General features: G+C 41.2%; 14 protein-coding genes. 6 read left to right on the forward strand and 8 right to left on the reverse strand.

Annotated features, from left to right (window positions below; translation table 11 throughout):
- Positions 1-425: 425 nt before the first annotated feature.
- The 6 genes from UYK_RS0123165 to glmM form a co-directional block, all read right to left on the reverse strand.
- Entirely contained in the window at positions 426-1,265 is an 840-nt protein-coding gene (locus UYK_RS0123165; protein ID WP_009456628.1) for an alpha/beta fold hydrolase, read from the reverse strand.
- 456 nt (positions 1,266-1,721) lie between these two features.
- On the reverse strand, positions 1,722-2,267 hold the full coding sequence (locus UYK_RS0123170) for a DUF4126 domain-containing protein (protein WP_009456626.1): 546 nt from the start codon (positions 2,265-2,267) through the stop codon (positions 1,722-1,724).
- Positions 2,268-2,491: 224 nt separating this feature from the next.
- A complete protein-coding gene (gene purB, locus UYK_RS0123175; RefSeq protein WP_009456624.1) occupies positions 2,492-3,787 on the reverse strand; it encodes an adenylosuccinate lyase in 1,296 nt (431 codons plus the stop codon).
- Positions 3,788-3,973: 186 nt separating this feature from the next.
- Complete coding sequence (locus UYK_RS0123180) at positions 3,974-4,888, reverse strand: YihY/virulence factor BrkB family protein (RefSeq protein ID WP_009456622.1); 915 nt, start codon at positions 4,886-4,888, stop codon at positions 3,974-3,976.
- 349 nt (positions 4,889-5,237) lie between these two features.
- Positions 5,238-5,645 (reverse strand): PPC domain-containing DNA-binding protein, encoded by a 408-nt coding sequence (locus UYK_RS0123185; protein ID WP_009456620.1) that lies wholly within the window; start codon positions 5,643-5,645, stop codon positions 5,238-5,240.
- 238 nt (positions 5,646-5,883) lie between these two features.
- A complete protein-coding gene (gene glmM / locus UYK_RS0123190) occupies positions 5,884-7,347 on the reverse strand; it encodes a phosphoglucosamine mutase (protein ID WP_009456618.1) in 1,464 nt (487 codons plus the stop codon).
- A 472-nt stretch (positions 7,348-7,819) separates the two neighbouring features.
- Between glmM and UYK_RS0123195 the strand changes: the two genes are divergently transcribed.
- The 3 genes from UYK_RS0123195 to UYK_RS0123210 all read left to right on the forward strand — a co-directional run bounded on the left by UYK_RS0123195 (position 7,820) and on the right by UYK_RS0123210 (position 10,507).
- A complete protein-coding gene (locus tag UYK_RS0123195) occupies positions 7,820-8,539 on the forward strand; it encodes a biliverdin-producing heme oxygenase (protein WP_009456616.1) in 720 nt (239 codons plus the stop codon).
- Positions 8,540-8,874: 335 nt separating this feature from the next.
- Positions 8,875-9,921, forward strand: a complete 1,047-nt coding sequence (gene cobW, locus UYK_RS0123205; protein WP_009456606.1) for a cobalamin biosynthesis protein CobW — start codon at positions 8,875-8,877, stop codon at positions 9,919-9,921.
- Between the two features lie 112 nt (positions 9,922-10,033).
- Positions 10,034-10,507: an ABA4-like family protein gene (locus tag UYK_RS0123210; protein WP_009456604.1), complete on the forward strand. Its 474-nt coding sequence runs from the start codon at positions 10,034-10,036 to the stop codon at positions 10,505-10,507.
- Between the two features lie 50 nt (positions 10,508-10,557).
- On the opposite strand, the gene dcd is transcribed toward UYK_RS0123210, so the two are convergent.
- Both dcd and UYK_RS0123220 read right to left on the reverse strand, forming a co-directional pair.
- A complete protein-coding gene (gene dcd / locus UYK_RS0123215; RefSeq protein WP_016872249.1) occupies positions 10,558-11,127 on the reverse strand; it encodes a dCTP deaminase in 570 nt (189 codons plus the stop codon).
- 183 nt (positions 11,128-11,310) lie between these two features.
- Positions 11,311-11,847 carry a P-loop NTPase family protein gene (locus tag UYK_RS0123220; RefSeq protein ID WP_009456600.1) on the reverse strand — a complete coding sequence of 179 codons (537 nt, stop codon included), beginning with the start codon at positions 11,845-11,847 and terminating at the stop codon, positions 11,311-11,313.
- Between the two features lie 361 nt (positions 11,848-12,208).
- On the opposite strand from UYK_RS0123220, the gene UYK_RS0123225 reads away from it, so the two are divergent.
- The 3 genes from UYK_RS0123225 to pgl all read left to right on the forward strand — a co-directional run bounded on the left by UYK_RS0123225 (position 12,209) and on the right by pgl (position 14,690).
- Positions 12,209-12,763 carry an adenylate kinase family protein gene (locus UYK_RS0123225; RefSeq protein WP_009456598.1) on the forward strand — a complete coding sequence of 185 codons (555 nt, stop codon included), beginning with the start codon at positions 12,209-12,211 and terminating at the stop codon, positions 12,761-12,763.
- A 189-nt stretch (positions 12,764-12,952) separates the two neighbouring features.
- Positions 12,953-13,693 carry a ribonuclease PH gene (rph, locus tag UYK_RS0123230; RefSeq protein ID WP_009456596.1) on the forward strand — a complete coding sequence of 247 codons (741 nt, stop codon included), beginning with the start codon at positions 12,953-12,955 and terminating at the stop codon, positions 13,691-13,693.
- Positions 13,694-13,967: 274 nt separating this feature from the next.
- Entirely contained in the window at positions 13,968-14,690 is a 723-nt protein-coding gene (gene pgl, locus UYK_RS0123235) for a 6-phosphogluconolactonase (protein WP_009456595.1), read from the forward strand.
- Positions 14,691-14,780 lie beyond the last annotated feature (90 nt).

The raw sequence follows: 14,780 nt of genomic DNA on the forward strand, positions 1-14,780 counted from the left end.
TAGAGATACTATTTTACGTACTTATCGTAGCAATATTTAACGTTGTAAAATTTCTTGGGTGTTAGCAGGACGCTGGGCTACATCCCGCGCCATCAACCAATCAATTAAATCCAGCAGTGAGGGTGAGACATGAGTAGCGCGATCGCGCCAGTACAAAATATCATATTTTTTTCAAATCGTAGACGTCCCCAAGAGTGGCTTCTCGTAGGGTACACTCATGGAACACTCATGGAACACAGATAGATTATCGGTGTGTATCTGTGTTCCATGAATGTTCGTCAATCAAAATCAACTAAGCAATTGCCAAAAAACCTTATATTGCTGCTTCAATTCACCGTCTTACGTAAAGAGTATTTTAGAAATCGATCACCGATGCACACAGATAAACACAGATAGGTTATTTGTATGCTTTTGGGTTAGAGAGTTTAATTTTCTTGCAAAAAAGCTTCTACAGTTTGGTTAAAGGCTTCAGGTTGGGTCAAAAATGGCCAATGATTACCAGGAACTTGGCACAGTTGTAGGTTTTTGAGGTATTTTTTGTAAGGCTTCAGTTGCCATTCTTGGCGGTTAAGACCTTTTTTTGGCTGGACAAATAAGGCGGGAGTGTGAATTGGAACTGTTAAACCAGGAACCTGCATTACTTCCTCAAAAATGCGATCGCGTGCAGCTATTGTAAATTTGCTACCCCAGCTACCATCAGGTTTTTGTTCTATACCTGCTTGAAAAACTTTTTGTTGTAAGGGACTCCAGCCTTGATATTGATTCAACTGACGGGCTTGTTTTTCGGCTGCTTCGTAAGTGGGGAATGGGCCCATTGCTTTGAGAAATGACAAGAAGCGATACAACATGGGAAATGTCGCCTTCAAGAAACTGGGCATTTGCCAGATAAAAATCGGGTCGACTAGAATCATACTCCGCAATCTTTGTGGATTTTGTCTGGCCCAGATGCAAGCTAATTTACCACTCCAAGAGTGGGCGACGATATGAGTACTTGTCCATCCTAATTTATTCATCAATGCTTCTAGGTCTGCGATCGCACTCTCAAAGCTATAGTCTTTCTCTGGCTTACTACTTTCGCCATGACCGCGTAAATCAGGGGCAACTATGTGGTAGTGTGGCGCTAGATAATCTCCCAAACTAGACCAAACTAGGGCATGGTCAGCTAAACCATGCAGTAGTAATAAATTTTCTTGACCTGGATTTTGGTTCCACTCCAAATAAGAAAGTTGAATATCAGTCTTTGCTAAAGTTTGACGTACAGGCATGATTGCAAAATTACTTATGAAGAAATTACTTGCGGTTTTTATAGTACTGAACCTTTGACCAAAAAAAAGAGCGCTCCACAACGAAGCGCTTTTGTTAAGCAATCATAGAACAATAAACTTAAGTTTAATATCAAAAACCCATCTTTAGATTACAGAAATTGGGGCGATAAAATTACAGAGAAATATTACGAAGCTTGTGTTTGTGCATCTACATCCGTTACAGAAATTATTACAAGTTTTTAAGAGTAAATTACGCAGAAGTAGCGTTAAAAATTGTCGTTATGAAAAGGCAGGAGGCAGATGGTACAAATAAAGAGGTGTTTAGTCAACTTTACTTTTCGTTACAAGCTCATCTCCTTTGAAGCCGCTCCGGGTCTATGCTTTTACGGTATTACTTCATCTAAACGAGAAGCACCATAATAAAAAACCAAATTAAAACTCTTAATTATCTCGGTGTTACTGTTTAAGGTTTTGCCAATATCGCCGATACCAATATTGACCACTACGAAGGGCAAACCAAAGCAAGACCAGAGCAATTAATCCTCCTTGTCGGGGAGCGCCAAGGGCAAAAAATACCAGGACAATACACAAGAAATCTTGAATGAAAACTGCCCACAAGGGTATGCCGCGCAAACGAAAGAACCAGCCGACTTGAGTGAGCTGGAGTACCAAGGCAAATGTACCTCCAATCAGAGCAATCAGCCAGTTGGCAGGCGCTGTGGCTGAAGCTACTGCTAACCCCATGATTGCTCCTGCAAGCGGAGACAAAACAAGCTGTACCACTTGTAGCACTCGTTGTCCCATCAGTTTTTTAGAAGCAAATAGTTCCACAAATGACCAACTTGTGAGAATGCCTAGCAAGACAGGTGAGGAAATGTGAGATAAGATTGGTACTTGCGACCAAAGAAGCCGACCTTGTAACAGTCCAATAAACAGTAAGGGTAAGGCAGTTCTCATTCCTGCTGCGGCTGAGGCAGAAAGTGCGGCTAGGAGTTCAATCATAAGGCTCAAAATCACAAATGCAGAAGCAAATAGTAGCTATTTACACTTCCCTGTGATGTGATTTTTTCACAGATTAAATAGCTTGGGCATTAGAGTACTGAAGTTTATCAGTATCTGGATATATTAATGTTGTATACTAATTCCGTATATTTTGGGTAGTGGTTGTTGCTGGTTGCTAGTTGTTTGTTGTTTGGAACAATCAACAACCAACAACCAACAAACAATTAAATTCCCAACCGTTGATACACTTGTTCTAAATGCTGCAAGTGGTGTTGTGGATCAAAACATGCTGCAATTTCTGCTGGTGACAATTTGGCGGTGACACGGGGATCTTTGCTAATCAAGTCACGGAAATTGCCTTCCGGTTTGTTCCAAGCAGTATGAGCATTTTCTTGGACAATTTTATAGGCTTCTTCGCGGCTGATTCCCTTTTCTACCAAGGTGAGTAAAACTCTTTGGCTAAAGACAACGCCGCCATAAACATTCATATTCCGCGCCATATTCTCTGGATACACCAGTAGGTTTTTTACCAAGTCGGTTGTCTCCACAAGCATAAAATGCGTCAAAATGCAAGCGTCTGGCAAAATTACTCGTTCGACAGAACTGTGGGAAATATCCCGTTCATGCCAAAGGGCAACATTTTCTAAAGCTGCGACAGCATGACTTCTGATGATTCTAGCCATACCTGTGAGGCGTTCGGAACGGATGGGGTTGCGCTTGTGAGGCATGGCAGAAGAACCTTTTTGTCCTTTAGCAAAGAATTCTTCGACTTCCAAAACATCGGTTTTTTGGAGGTTGCGAATTTCCACTGCAAAACGTTCGATGGAAGCTGCAAGTAAAGCCAACTGTTGCACGAAGTCGGCGTGGCGATCGCGTGAGATTACCTGTGTCGACGCTGCATCAGGTTGGAGTCCGAGTTTTTGGCAGGCGATCGCTTCTACGCGTGGCTCGATATTGGCATAGGTTCCCACTGCACCGGAAATTTTGCCCACAGCGATGGTTTTCCGGAGAATTTGCAGACGTTCTTGATGGCGCAATACCTCTGCTAGCCACCCGGCGAGTTTAAAACCAAAGGTGATGGGTTCGGCGTGAATACCATGAGAACGTCCGATCATCACCGTGTAACGATGTTCTTTCGCCTTCTGACGAATCACATCAATTAATGCTTGCACATGTTGCAACAATAAATCCAGACTAGCAACAAGTTGCAATGCTAAAGCTGTATCCAACACATCAGAACTAGTTAAACCCAAGTGAATGTATCGTCCAGCATCGCCTACATATTCATTGACATTTGTCAAAAAAGCGATGACATCGTGACGGACTTCCGCTTCAATTTCTAACACTCGTTTGGGGTCGAAATTCGCCTTGGCTTTAATTTCTGCAACCGCTTGGGGTGGAATATAACCTAATTCCGCCTGTGCCTCACAAACAGCGATTTCTACTTGCAACCAGGTTTTAAACTTATATGCATCTGTCCATAAATTGCCCATCTCAGGCAAGGTATAACGCTCAATCACAGTCCGTCACAGAGTACAACCGTCATATTGTACAGTGGCCTGTGGGTTAAAGGATCGGGGATCGCGTGGAGTGTGGGGGGATGGGGAACTCGGGGCCCCACGACCGATAGGGAGTGGGTATTAGGGGCAATGGGGAGATGGGGACCCCGAGTTACCCTTTGTTTCCCTTGTCCTTCTTCCCAATTTTTAATTTTTTATTTTTAATTGTTTTGTCTCCTTGTCTGTTTCGTTTAGAGAAACTGCATAATCAGCTGGGACAATACGAGAACCATATCTGCGGGCGTAAACCTGGGTAAATTCTGCCCCAAAAAACAAGATTTGAGCGGTATAGTAAACCCAGACTAAAATCACTACTATTGAGCCAGCAGCCCCATAGGTAGAACCAAAAGTAGCGTTACCCAGATAATGTCCTAGCGCATACCTACCCAAGGAGAATAAAAGTGAGGTAATAGCTGCTCCAATTAAAACATCTTTCCAAACAATTTTGGCATCTGGTAGAACTTTAAAAATCAACCCAAATAGTAAAGTAGTGATGACAAAACCCAAGATGAAATTGATAATTTGCCAGACAAAATCGACGCCTGGCAGTAAATTTTGAAAATAGTTAACTAACGCTGCTAATACTGTACTGATTACCAAAGACACGAGGAGTAAAAAGCCGATCGCTAACACCATTGCAAAGGACAAAAAACGTTGGCGAACCATGTTTTTTACCATTTTTCCTGGTTTGGGTTGTACTTCCCAAATGGTGTTAAGAGAATCTTGTAATTCTGTAAATAAACCAGTAGCACCAAAAATTAAGACTACTATACTAATGAGTGAAGCAATAGTTCCTGCTCGCGGTTGGCTAGCGCTTTCAATAGCATTTTGAATAACTTCTGCACCCGCAGGGCCAATTAATCCTTGAAGTTGGGTAAAAATTGCGTTTCTTGCTGCTGCTTCTCCAAATACTGCACCTGCGATCGCAATCACAATAATTAATAATGGGGCGATAGAAAAAATTGTGTAATAAGCTAAGGCTGCCGCTAACCGCGATGCTTTATCTTGCTGCCATTCGTTAAATGTTTCTTTGAGTAAATCCCAAATCACTGTTAATTTCATTAACTCTGTCTCCTTTGTCAGGATGGTTTGTTTGACCTCCCGCTTTGATAAATACTAAATTTGTGGAATTTTCCACATCTTCCTCAAGATGTTCATGCAGCGTCCTGGAGGTAGAATTGTGGCTGATGTGAATTTTAGCTGTGTTACAAATTATGTTTTGGAAGACGAACACAGATGCACACCGATAAACACCGATGGACACTGATGGATTATGCGTTGGTGGTTGAGTGAAACTATTCAAAACACAAAAACGAAGTAACTTTGCTTAACGCTTCGCGTACCTTTGTGTCGACCTCTGCGCTCCTCTGCGTTTGAAGAGGTAATAAGTATTTTGCTTTTCTATTAAGGATTATCGATTACCGAAGCTTGGAATAATTTCTAGTTCTTGATGGCCTGTTTGTTCATCTACTTTTCTGGTAAAAGCAAATTCTTCTGTGTATCCAATCACTATTTCCGCAGTGGTGTAGATAATACATCCATTATCAAGATGTCCACCAATAGTTTTACCTTCTTTGTCAGCGATCGCAATGTGGAGATGAACACCTGTGTTAGCAATTGTACCGTTGAGAGAAAGAATTTCAAATTTGTCTGTTAAGACTGTACTCGTTTGTTGATTAGCAAAACGAATGCTTGCTTGTTTGAGACTACCAATTGCAGTTAAGATAAATCCGGCGTTAATATTTTGATTTATGGCAAAAATTTTTAGGCTCTGTCTTAAATCTTCATTAGGTCTGAGTCTAAAGGCAACTACTTTCATAAAGTGTTGATAAATCTTCTGGTTTTTATAGGAATCCGGTTTGGTTTTTGAAAAAATTTAATTTTGTGTAGTAAGCTGAAACAACTAAAATAGTGCAATAAATCTCTTCTTTTATCTATGTGTTCTCTCTTGACTCATGCGGTTTGTTAATGCAGGGTTTTAGTCTTGTTGGTCTACTACACGAAATTAGGTTTTTAGATCTTACTGAACCGTATTGATCGCTAATCCCCAATTGCCCTCAACCCAGATATTTCTGCACTTGCAGTACTAATTCATTTGTCCAGTAGTTAGCAAGATCGGCTGCTTCTGCTTCTACCATGACTCGGATCACTGGCTCTGTGCCAGAAGCACGGACTAAGATTCTCCCAGTATCACCCATCGCAGCTTCAGCTTTAGCTATTGATTCTTGCAGAGGTTGGCATTCTTTCCACGCCATGCGTTTGTGGCGATCTTCTACTCGTACGTTCCGCAATAGCTGGGGGTAAGTGTGAAAGCTTTGATCTACCATTTCTGCGAGGGAAGCACCTGCCTGCTGTACCAAGGCTGCGACGTGTAAAGCTGTGAGTAATCCGTCTCCTGTGATGCCATAATGACGGCATAAAATATGACCAGATTGTTCTCCCCCCAGCATACCGCCAGTTTTCTGCATTTCTGCTTGTACGTATTGATCGCCGACAGGTGTGCGAATCAGTTTACCACCGCTTTGTTTCCATGCTCTTTCAAAGCCCAAGTTTGCCATGACGGTGGACACAATTAAGTTATCTGGCAATGCTTGCTTTTGCTGGAGGTGGTGTCCCCACAAGTAAAGAATGTAATCGCCGTTGACTTGCCGTCCATGATTATCTACTGCTAACACGCGATCAGCGTCGCCATCAAAGGCAAAACCTAGATCAGCGTTGTGTTCCCTAACTGCTGCTTGCAAAATATCGAGGTGAGTCGAACCACAGTTGACGTTAATGCGATCGCCATCCGGTTGGTGATGCAAGCAAATAACTTCTGCCCCCATCGATTCAAATACCGATGGTGCTAACCCAACTGCTGCACCCCAAGCCAAATCTAAAACTACTTTCATGCCTTGGAGATTAGCTGCTTCCAAAGACTGCGTTAACGCATTTGTGTAACTCCCCACCAACTCCGGGCGTGAATAGTATCTACCACAATTGCTAACACCGGTAGATGCTGCCACACCCCGCAGTCCGGCTTCAATTTCTGCTTGCAAAGCTTGGGGTAACTTTAAACCATCTGCACCAAATATTTTAATGCCGTTATCCTCTGGCGGGTTGTGGCTAGCAGAAATCATTACCCCACCAACGGCATCACTCATGCTGGTAAGATAGGCAACGCAGGGAGTGGGACATAAGCCTAAATACCAAACTTCTAGTCCTGCTGCTGTTAACCCTGCACTCAAGGCCATTGCCAGCATATCACTGGAGTTTCTTGAGTCCTGCCCAACAATTACTGAGCCTGAATTAGCAGTATAAGACTGTAGTACGATACCCGCCCAATAACCAATTTGCAATGCTAGAGGCGCACTCAGTAATTCCCCTACTCGCCCACGAATGCCGTCTGTGCCAAACAAGGGAGTTGTCGGTAATGAGATGCTATTGGGTGCAAGGCTACCCTCGATAGCTTTCTGCAATTTATCAGGCTCAGAAGCAGAACTACCACCAAAGCCTTGAGTCCGAGTTATAGATGAGACCATAAGTAGAAACACTCCACACAGACACACAGAAGATTATGACTAATCCCCTATCAATTAGGTTTTACCACGATATCTGATTTGTTTTCTTTTTACAGATTTATTTGCTCTTCAGCTCTCATTTAAGCAGAAATACTTAATAATTATATGAAGCTTTTGTAAAAATAATCTCAAAAAATTAATTTATGTTGGTGGTTAGTTGTTAGTTGTTGGGGTTGGCGGGCATTAGGCATTGGTTATTCTCCGCGTCCCCGTGTATCCCCATCACTTTACAGATTTTAACTTCTTTTTACAATTCATAAACATACCTCTGTGCCCGTGATTGTCGTTGCTGTGTTGCACAATACAAAGTCTTGACACTTAAAAAATATTAATAGAAATTCTCATCAAATAGCTTTACTGTAACGTTTTAGTGGCTTTTGTAGCCGTTCTGAAAAAAGGCAACTATTTACCTTTTAAATTTGAGAAATTTAGCATGAGCAGTAATTTAGCAACTAAATTGCGTGTAGGCACCAAAAAAGCCCACACAATGGCAGAAAACGTTGGTTTTGTCAAGTGTTTTTTAAAAGGAGTTGTAGAGAAAAACTCTTACCGCAAACTGGTTGCCAACCTCTACTTCGTGTATTCAGCGATGGAAGAGGAAATGCAAAAGCACAAAGATCACCCTATTGTTTCCAAAATTAATTTTCTGGAGCTATACAGACAACACAGCTTAGAAAAAGACCTGACTTATTACTACGGTACTAACTGGCGGGAACAAATCCAACTCTCCCCAGCAGGACAAGCCTATGTTGGGCGCATCCGGGAAATTTCTGAAAAAGAACCAGAATTGTTAGTTGCTCATTCTTACACCCGTTATCTGGGTGATTTGTCTGGGGGACAAATTCTCAAAGGAATTGCCCAAACAGCAATGAACCTGAATGGGGATGGTGTCGCCTTCTATGAATTTGCAGATATTGACGACGAAAAAGCATTCAAAAACAAATATCGTCAAGCCTTGGACGAACTCCCGATTGATGAAGCTACAGCCGATCGCATTGTTCAGGAAGCAAACGACGCCTTTGGTATGAACATGAAGATGTTCAACGAATTAGAAGGTAATTTGATTAAAGCGATCGGGCAAATGCTTTACAACACCCTCACCCGTCGTCGGACTCGCGGTAGTACTGAAACCGGACTCGCTACAGCCGAGTAAAAGCTGTAACAATTTTGGATTTTGGATTGTAGAAAACAATAATTAGTTGCCAATCTAAAATCAGATAGTACTAAATCTTGGTATAAAAATCTTAGGGGTAGTAGCCTTGAGATTACCTGTAGCAGGCATGGGTAAGCGCAAGGAGACTACCCCTAAACAATTAAAAATTAAAAATGAAAAATCAAAAGTTGGGATAAGAATAGTAGAGTTTCGGCTTAAAATAACAGAGGTTAATTTCCACACTCAATTAAGTTCAGTATTTAGCAAAATAATATAGTTACAAGTTAAGTACTGGAATTTACTTATTTCTAAGACTAGAAAAAATCATTCCCAGCATGGCTACAAAAATTCCTGTCACCGTAATCACTGGTTTTTTAGGAAGTGGTAAAACAACTTTGATTCGCCACTTATTACAAAATAATCAAGGACGACGCATTGCTGTTCTCGTCAATGAATTTGGTGAACTTGGTATAGATGGCGAACTATTGAAATCCTGTCAAATTTGTCCAGAAGATGGTGAGAGTGAAGATAACATTTTTGAATTAACCAATGGTTGCTTGTGCTGCACAGTGCAGGAAGAATTTTTGCCCACAATGCAACAATTACTCAAGCGACGCGATCGCATCGATTGTATTTTGATCGAAACCTCTGGTTTAGCATTACCAAAACCATTAGTAAAAGCATTTCGCTGGCCAGAAATTCGTTCCGGTGCTACAGTTGATGCTGTAATCACCGTCGTCGATTGTGCAGCAGTAGCAGCTGGAACCTTTGCCAGTGATCCACAAGCAGTAGAAGCACAAAGACAAGCAGATGATAGCTTAGAGCACGAAACACCCTTACAAGAATTATTTGAAGACCAACTAGCTTGTGCAGACTTAGTTATTTTAAATAAAACTGATCTAATCGATCAAGAAACAAAAGCAAAAGTTGAGGATTTAGTTAAACAAGAATTACCCAGAGTCGTCAAGATCGTAGAAAGTAATAAAGGTCAACTTGATCCATCTATCTTATTAGGATTTAAAGCCGCAGTTGAAGAAAACTTAGATACTCGTCCCAGCCACCACGACACCGAAGAAGATCACGATCACGACGAAGAAATCACAGCAACGCACTTAATTTTAGACCGTGATTTTGACCCGCAAATACTACAAAAACAATTGCAAACTCTTACCCAACAACAAGAAATTTACCGGATTAAAGGCTTTGTCGCAGTACCTAACAAACCCATGCGCTTAGTTATGCAAGGCGTAGGGACACGTTTTGAACAATTTTACGATCGCCCTTGGCAACCAGATGAAGTAAAGCAAACCCAGCTAGTTTTTATTGGTCGCAAGCTCAATCTTACTGAAATTGCAGCACAGTTAGAAGCGAGTTTGTGTTAATTTATTGCCTGGTCACAAGCCTAGTGAATTACAGGACAGATCATTCGTTCTGGAGGAGGGCAATAGTTGATCACAACCTCATATTTACTCACTATTTCTATTTGTAATAGCTATGACGATCGCTCAACTGTTTAATATTGCCAATCTTTACGTTTTACCTTTTTGGGCTTTGATGATTTTCTTACCCAACTGGAAAATTACTCGTCGGGTAATGGAATCATATATTCCTTTTGTGCCATTAGCATTAGCTTATATATATTTATTTGTCAGCAGCATTACACCAGAAAATGCCCAAGCATTATCGAATCCTCAATTAGCAGACATTGCCAAATTTTTCGCTGATGAAACAGCTGCTGCTACAGGTTGGATTCATTTTTTAGTAATGGATTTGTTTGTCGGTCGCCACATTTATTTACAAGGACAGAAAACAGGGATTTGGACAATTCATTCCCTTGCCTTATGTTTGTTTGCTGGGCCAATGGGATTACTTTCTCACATTTTGACTTACTGGATAGCGAAGAAATTTTTCCCAAATTCACAAAATGAGGCAACAACAGTAGCAGAAAAAACTGTGTCATCTACATAATTATTTTCAATTGTTGGTTTAAGGTGTGTTAGGGTAACACACCTTAAAAACTAGACTTTAGCAAGAGTCACTTTTTCTTGCTGATCTTGATATTTACCCTGACGTGCTTCATAACTAATAGCGCAGGGTTCACCTTCTAAAAATAGTAATTGCACAACGCCTTCATTAGCATAAATCCGACAGTCAGCACTAGAAGAATTAGAAAATTCTAAAGTTAAATGACCACGCCACGCAGCCTCCGCAGGAGTTAGATTCGCGATTATACCGCATCTTGCATAGGTAGATTTGCCAATGCAAATTACTGTTATATTGTCTGGCACTTCCAACCTTTCCAAGGCGACCCCTAAACCGTAGGAGTGTGCAGGTAGGATGAAGTAGCTGCCATTAGCATCTGTATGCAATGGTGTTGGTTCCAAATTGTGAGGATTAAAGTTTTTGGGATCAACAACAGTTCCAGGAATGTGGCGAAAAATTCGGAACTCAACAGGAGAAAGCCGTATATCATACCCGTAAGAAGACAAGCCATAGCTGATAACACGGCGTAAGTGTGGAGCATCTGAATCTTTAATTTCTCGAATCAGGCTAGGCTCAAAGGGTTCAATCATAGCCTTTTGAGCCATTTGAGAAATCCAAATATCGTTCTTAATCACAAGTAGAGAATAATCGAAAAACCAAATTATATAGAATATCCTGAATTGGACATGGGCGATAGGGGGTAGGTGATTAGGGAGCAGCTTAAGTAGAAATAATCTTTAATTCTTAATTTCCTGTTCCTAGCCCCCAGTAACCGTTTCGCGATCGCCTCAAGGTTGATGACTGCGACGAATCTCTGTGATTTGATCCGCTACTTCCAGAATCGACTTGGGCATATCTGGCCCTGTGAGAATGATATCAACATGAGCAGGACGTTTTGCCAAAAAGGCTATAACTTCCGTTTCTGGAATCAAGCCAAAGTTAATTGCTAAACTTAACTCATCTAAGACAACGAGAGAATACTGAGCTTCACATACGACCTTTTGTGTATGTTGCCACAACTTTTGTAAGGCTTGAGTTTCGCTTTCATCAAGGTGTGGTGTATCGATACAACGAGGCAAATCACAACGAATCCAATCTAAATTTTGCCCCAACCGAATCGGGCGTTCATGTCCTTGATGAATGCCTCCTTTGAGAAATTGCACTATTAACACTGGCGTACCTTGACCAGCGATTCTCAGTGCTTGAGCCATCACACTAGTAAAAAAACTACGATGCGTACTCGTGAAAACTTGTACGAGTCCTTTTATCGAGTATGGTAGGCTGAGTATCAAATTTTCGTTTGGAGTTTCTAGCTGGGCAATCATAAGTGAATATAAAAAAATACAATAGATTAAAGCGTTGTCGCGGAGGTTTGTTCTGGTAAGTCTGCTTGTATAATCAAACTATTTTTAGGATATGTAGTTTATTTGGCAAGTTGCATTCTTAGTCAAACACTACCTCTGTACTCAAGTCAAGGTTTGTAAAGATTTTATTTTTGGTTTGACTTATGAAAAGATTGGTAAAAATTAAAACACATAATTTCCAATTTCAATCAAAGGAAGAAATTTAGGTAAATCGCTAAATAATCTGAAAAATTCCGGAATTTTTCAGATATTAAATTTTCTTTTAACTCAGCAAAACAGACTTAGACAGTTGTGAAATTGACAAGACCAGGAGTTTAGTGTTGTGAGATTAGTGATTGTGGGAGGTTCAGGATCTGGGAAAAGTACTCAAGCGCAAAAGCTATGTAGTCAATTAGAAATTCCTTTGATCGCAACAGGTGAGCTATTGCGTCAAGCAATTGCTAACTTTACCAACTTGGGTCGCTTTGCACAACCATACATGGCAACAGGGGAGTTAGTACCAGATGAGGTGATTATTGAATTTATCCTGACTCAACTCAAGCAGCCTGATGCTAAACGTGGTTGGGTGTTAGAAGGTTATCCTCGTACAGCCTTTCAAGCAGAAGAATTAGATTTTTTGTTGGATCAATTAGGACAACAATTAACTTGGGCAATTTATCTACAAGTACCACAAGCTGTTATGGTGAGCCGTGCTTTAGGACGTTCTCTTCCAGATGATCAACCAGAAATTGTCCAACGTCGCGTTGAGTTATTTTACGATCGCACCATTCCGATCTTGGAATATTACGACCGTCGCCGCCGCCTCCTAACCATTAACGGCGACCAATCACCAGAAATGGTGTTACACAGTATTATGAATCTGCTTTCTGTTTGTTAAGTTAGTGGTTGATTGTTAGTAGGTAGAGACGCGAGGAACATCGCGTCTCTACATCAGTGGTTAGTGGTCATTTGTCACTATTTATTCTCCCCACCACCCCAATTCTTAGATAGTTGTTTAAATTTATTCAAAGTGTGACCTGAAAGGATACTCTGAAGGCAGTGTCTTATAAAATTTGAGGCTACTGCAATGGTTTGGCAGCGTCCAGACGGTCGGCAACCTTACGAACTCCGTCCCGTTACCTTTCATCAAGACTTTACTCGCTTTGCCTGTGGTTCGGTTTTGGCAATAGCTGGCGAGACGAAGGTGCTGTGTACTGTCAGTGTGATTGAAGGAGTCCCTAAGTTTCTTGCTGGTACTGGCAAAGGTTGGCTTACTGCTGAGTACCGTATGTTACCAACTGCTACTCACCAAAGACAAGAACGAGAATTTTTGAAATTATCTGGACGGACTCAGGAAATCCAACGTTTAATCGGACGTAGTCTACGAGCAGCAGTAGATTTAGAATTACTGGGAGAACGTACGCTGACTGTGGATGCGGATGTTTTACAAGCAGATGCAGGCACCAGAACCACAGCGATTACAGGCGGTTTTGTTGCTCTTGCACATGCAATTTCTAAATTATTGCAGCAAGGGGTTTTAGAGCGATCGCCCCTTGTTGGACAAGTGGCAGCTGTTTCTGTAGGCTTATTAAAGGGAGAGCCTTTTTTAGATTTAAACTACGTTGAAGATGTTGCCGCTACAGTAGATTTTAACGTGGTGATGAATGAGCATTTAGGAATTATTGAAGCTCAAGGAACTGCGGAAGAAGGCTGTTTTAGCCGTTCCCAGTTGAATCAGCTTCTAGATTTTGCTGAAAAAGGAATTCAAAATTTATTAGCTGCCCAACGACAAGCGATCCCTGATTGGCATCAAATATATCAAGGATAAGAAAATCAGTGAACAGTTAACAGTGAACAATTAAAAAACTGATAGCTGATAACTGTCATTGTTACTGATGATTTTTATTAAGATTCGGCAAGATTTTATTAAATTGCCGTAATTGGTTTGAATAAACAAGTGTTAAACCCTTCAAGAAGTTTAATGTCCAGACTCAAGTGTCAATTGTCTAGAGTTTTGACAAATGACCATTGACTATTGACTTCACGAGGTGAGTAATTTCGCTATGTAATGCTGGATATCGCCTATTATTGATGAGGAAGCGATGACAAGAAAAATTGAGGTTTTACCAGATCAAAAAGCGTTAATAGCGCGGGCTCAAGAATTAATCCTCTCGCAAACTAACGCTGCTATTGCACAGCGAGGAAAATTTACCATCGCCCTATCTGGCGGCAGTACACCCAAACCATTGTATGAAGCGATCGCTACCCAAAATCTCCCTTGGGATAAAATTCATGTCTTTTGGGGGGATGAGCGTTACGTTCCGCCGGATCATCCAGATAGTAATGAAGGTATGGCACGTCGTGCTTGGTTAGATCGTGTGGATATACCAGCAGCAAACATTCATGCTGTACCCACAACTGAAGGTGATCCAACAGTATCTGCGGCTAAGTACGAAAAGGAACTGCAAGAGTTTTTTAATTGTCAACCTGGAGAATTTCCGGCTTTGGATGTGATTTTGCTGGGTATGGGCGATGATGCCCATACTGCTTCTTTGTTCCCGCACACAGAAGCACTAAAAGTACGCGATCGCTTAATTACTGTAGGCAACAAAGATGGTAATCCTCGTATTACCTTTACCTATCCATTTATTAATGCGGCTAGATGCGTTATTTTCGTAGTTGCTGGCGCGAACAAAAAACCAGCCCTTACCCAAGTTTTCGCACCAGAAGCTGATAACTCTACTTATCCATCCCGTCTCATTCAACCTCAAGGAGAACTTTGGTGGCTACTGGATGCAGCAGCAGGTGATGAAATTAAATTATGAATTATGAATTATGAAGGATTAAAAATTAATTTATCCTTCTGCCAACTGAGCCTCCTGCTCTCTGCCTCATGCCTTCAAAAGTAATTGTTA

The sequence above is a fragment of the Fischerella thermalis PCC 7521 genome (assembly GCF_000317225.1).
Taxonomy (GTDB): domain Bacteria; phylum Cyanobacteriota; class Cyanobacteriia; order Cyanobacteriales; family Nostocaceae; genus Fischerella; species Fischerella thermalis.

What these genes read in the sequence shown, in the direction of transcription:
- UYK_RS0123165 (WP_009456628.1), bottom strand. Translation starts at nt 1,265, where the DNA reads ATGCCTGTACGTCAAACTTTAGCAAAGACTGATATTCAACTTTCTTAT.
- UYK_RS0123170 (WP_009456626.1), bottom strand. Translation starts at nt 2,267, where the DNA reads ATGATTGAACTCCTAGCCGCACTTTCTGCCTCAGCCGCAGCAGGAATG.
- UYK_RS0123180 (WP_009456622.1), bottom strand. Translation starts at nt 4,888, where the DNA reads ATGAAATTAACAGTGATTTGGGATTTACTCAAAGAAACATTTAACGAA.
- UYK_RS0123185 (WP_009456620.1), bottom strand. Translation starts at nt 5,645, where the DNA reads ATGAAAGTAGTTGCCTTTAGACTCAGACCTAATGAAGATTTAAGACAG.
- glmM (WP_009456618.1), bottom strand. Translation starts at nt 7,347, where the DNA reads ATGGTCTCATCTATAACTCGGACTCAAGGCTTTGGTGGTAGTTCTGCT.
- UYK_RS0123195 (WP_009456616.1), top strand. Translation starts at nt 7,820, where the DNA reads ATGAGCAGTAATTTAGCAACTAAATTGCGTGTAGGCACCAAAAAAGCC.
- cobW (WP_009456606.1), top strand. Translation starts at nt 8,875, where the DNA reads ATGGCTACAAAAATTCCTGTCACCGTAATCACTGGTTTTTTAGGAAGT.
- UYK_RS0123210 (WP_009456604.1), top strand. Translation starts at nt 10,034, where the DNA reads ATGACGATCGCTCAACTGTTTAATATTGCCAATCTTTACGTTTTACCT.
- dcd (WP_016872249.1), bottom strand. Translation starts at nt 11,127, where the DNA reads ATGGCTCAAAAGGCTATGATTGAACCCTTTGAGCCTAGCCTGATTCGA.
- UYK_RS0123220 (WP_009456600.1), bottom strand. Translation starts at nt 11,847, where the DNA reads ATGATTGCCCAGCTAGAAACTCCAAACGAAAATTTGATACTCAGCCTA.
- rph (WP_009456596.1), top strand. Translation starts at nt 12,953, where the DNA reads ATGGTTTGGCAGCGTCCAGACGGTCGGCAACCTTACGAACTCCGTCCC.
- pgl (WP_009456595.1), top strand. Translation starts at nt 13,968, where the DNA reads ATGACAAGAAAAATTGAGGTTTTACCAGATCAAAAAGCGTTAATAGCG.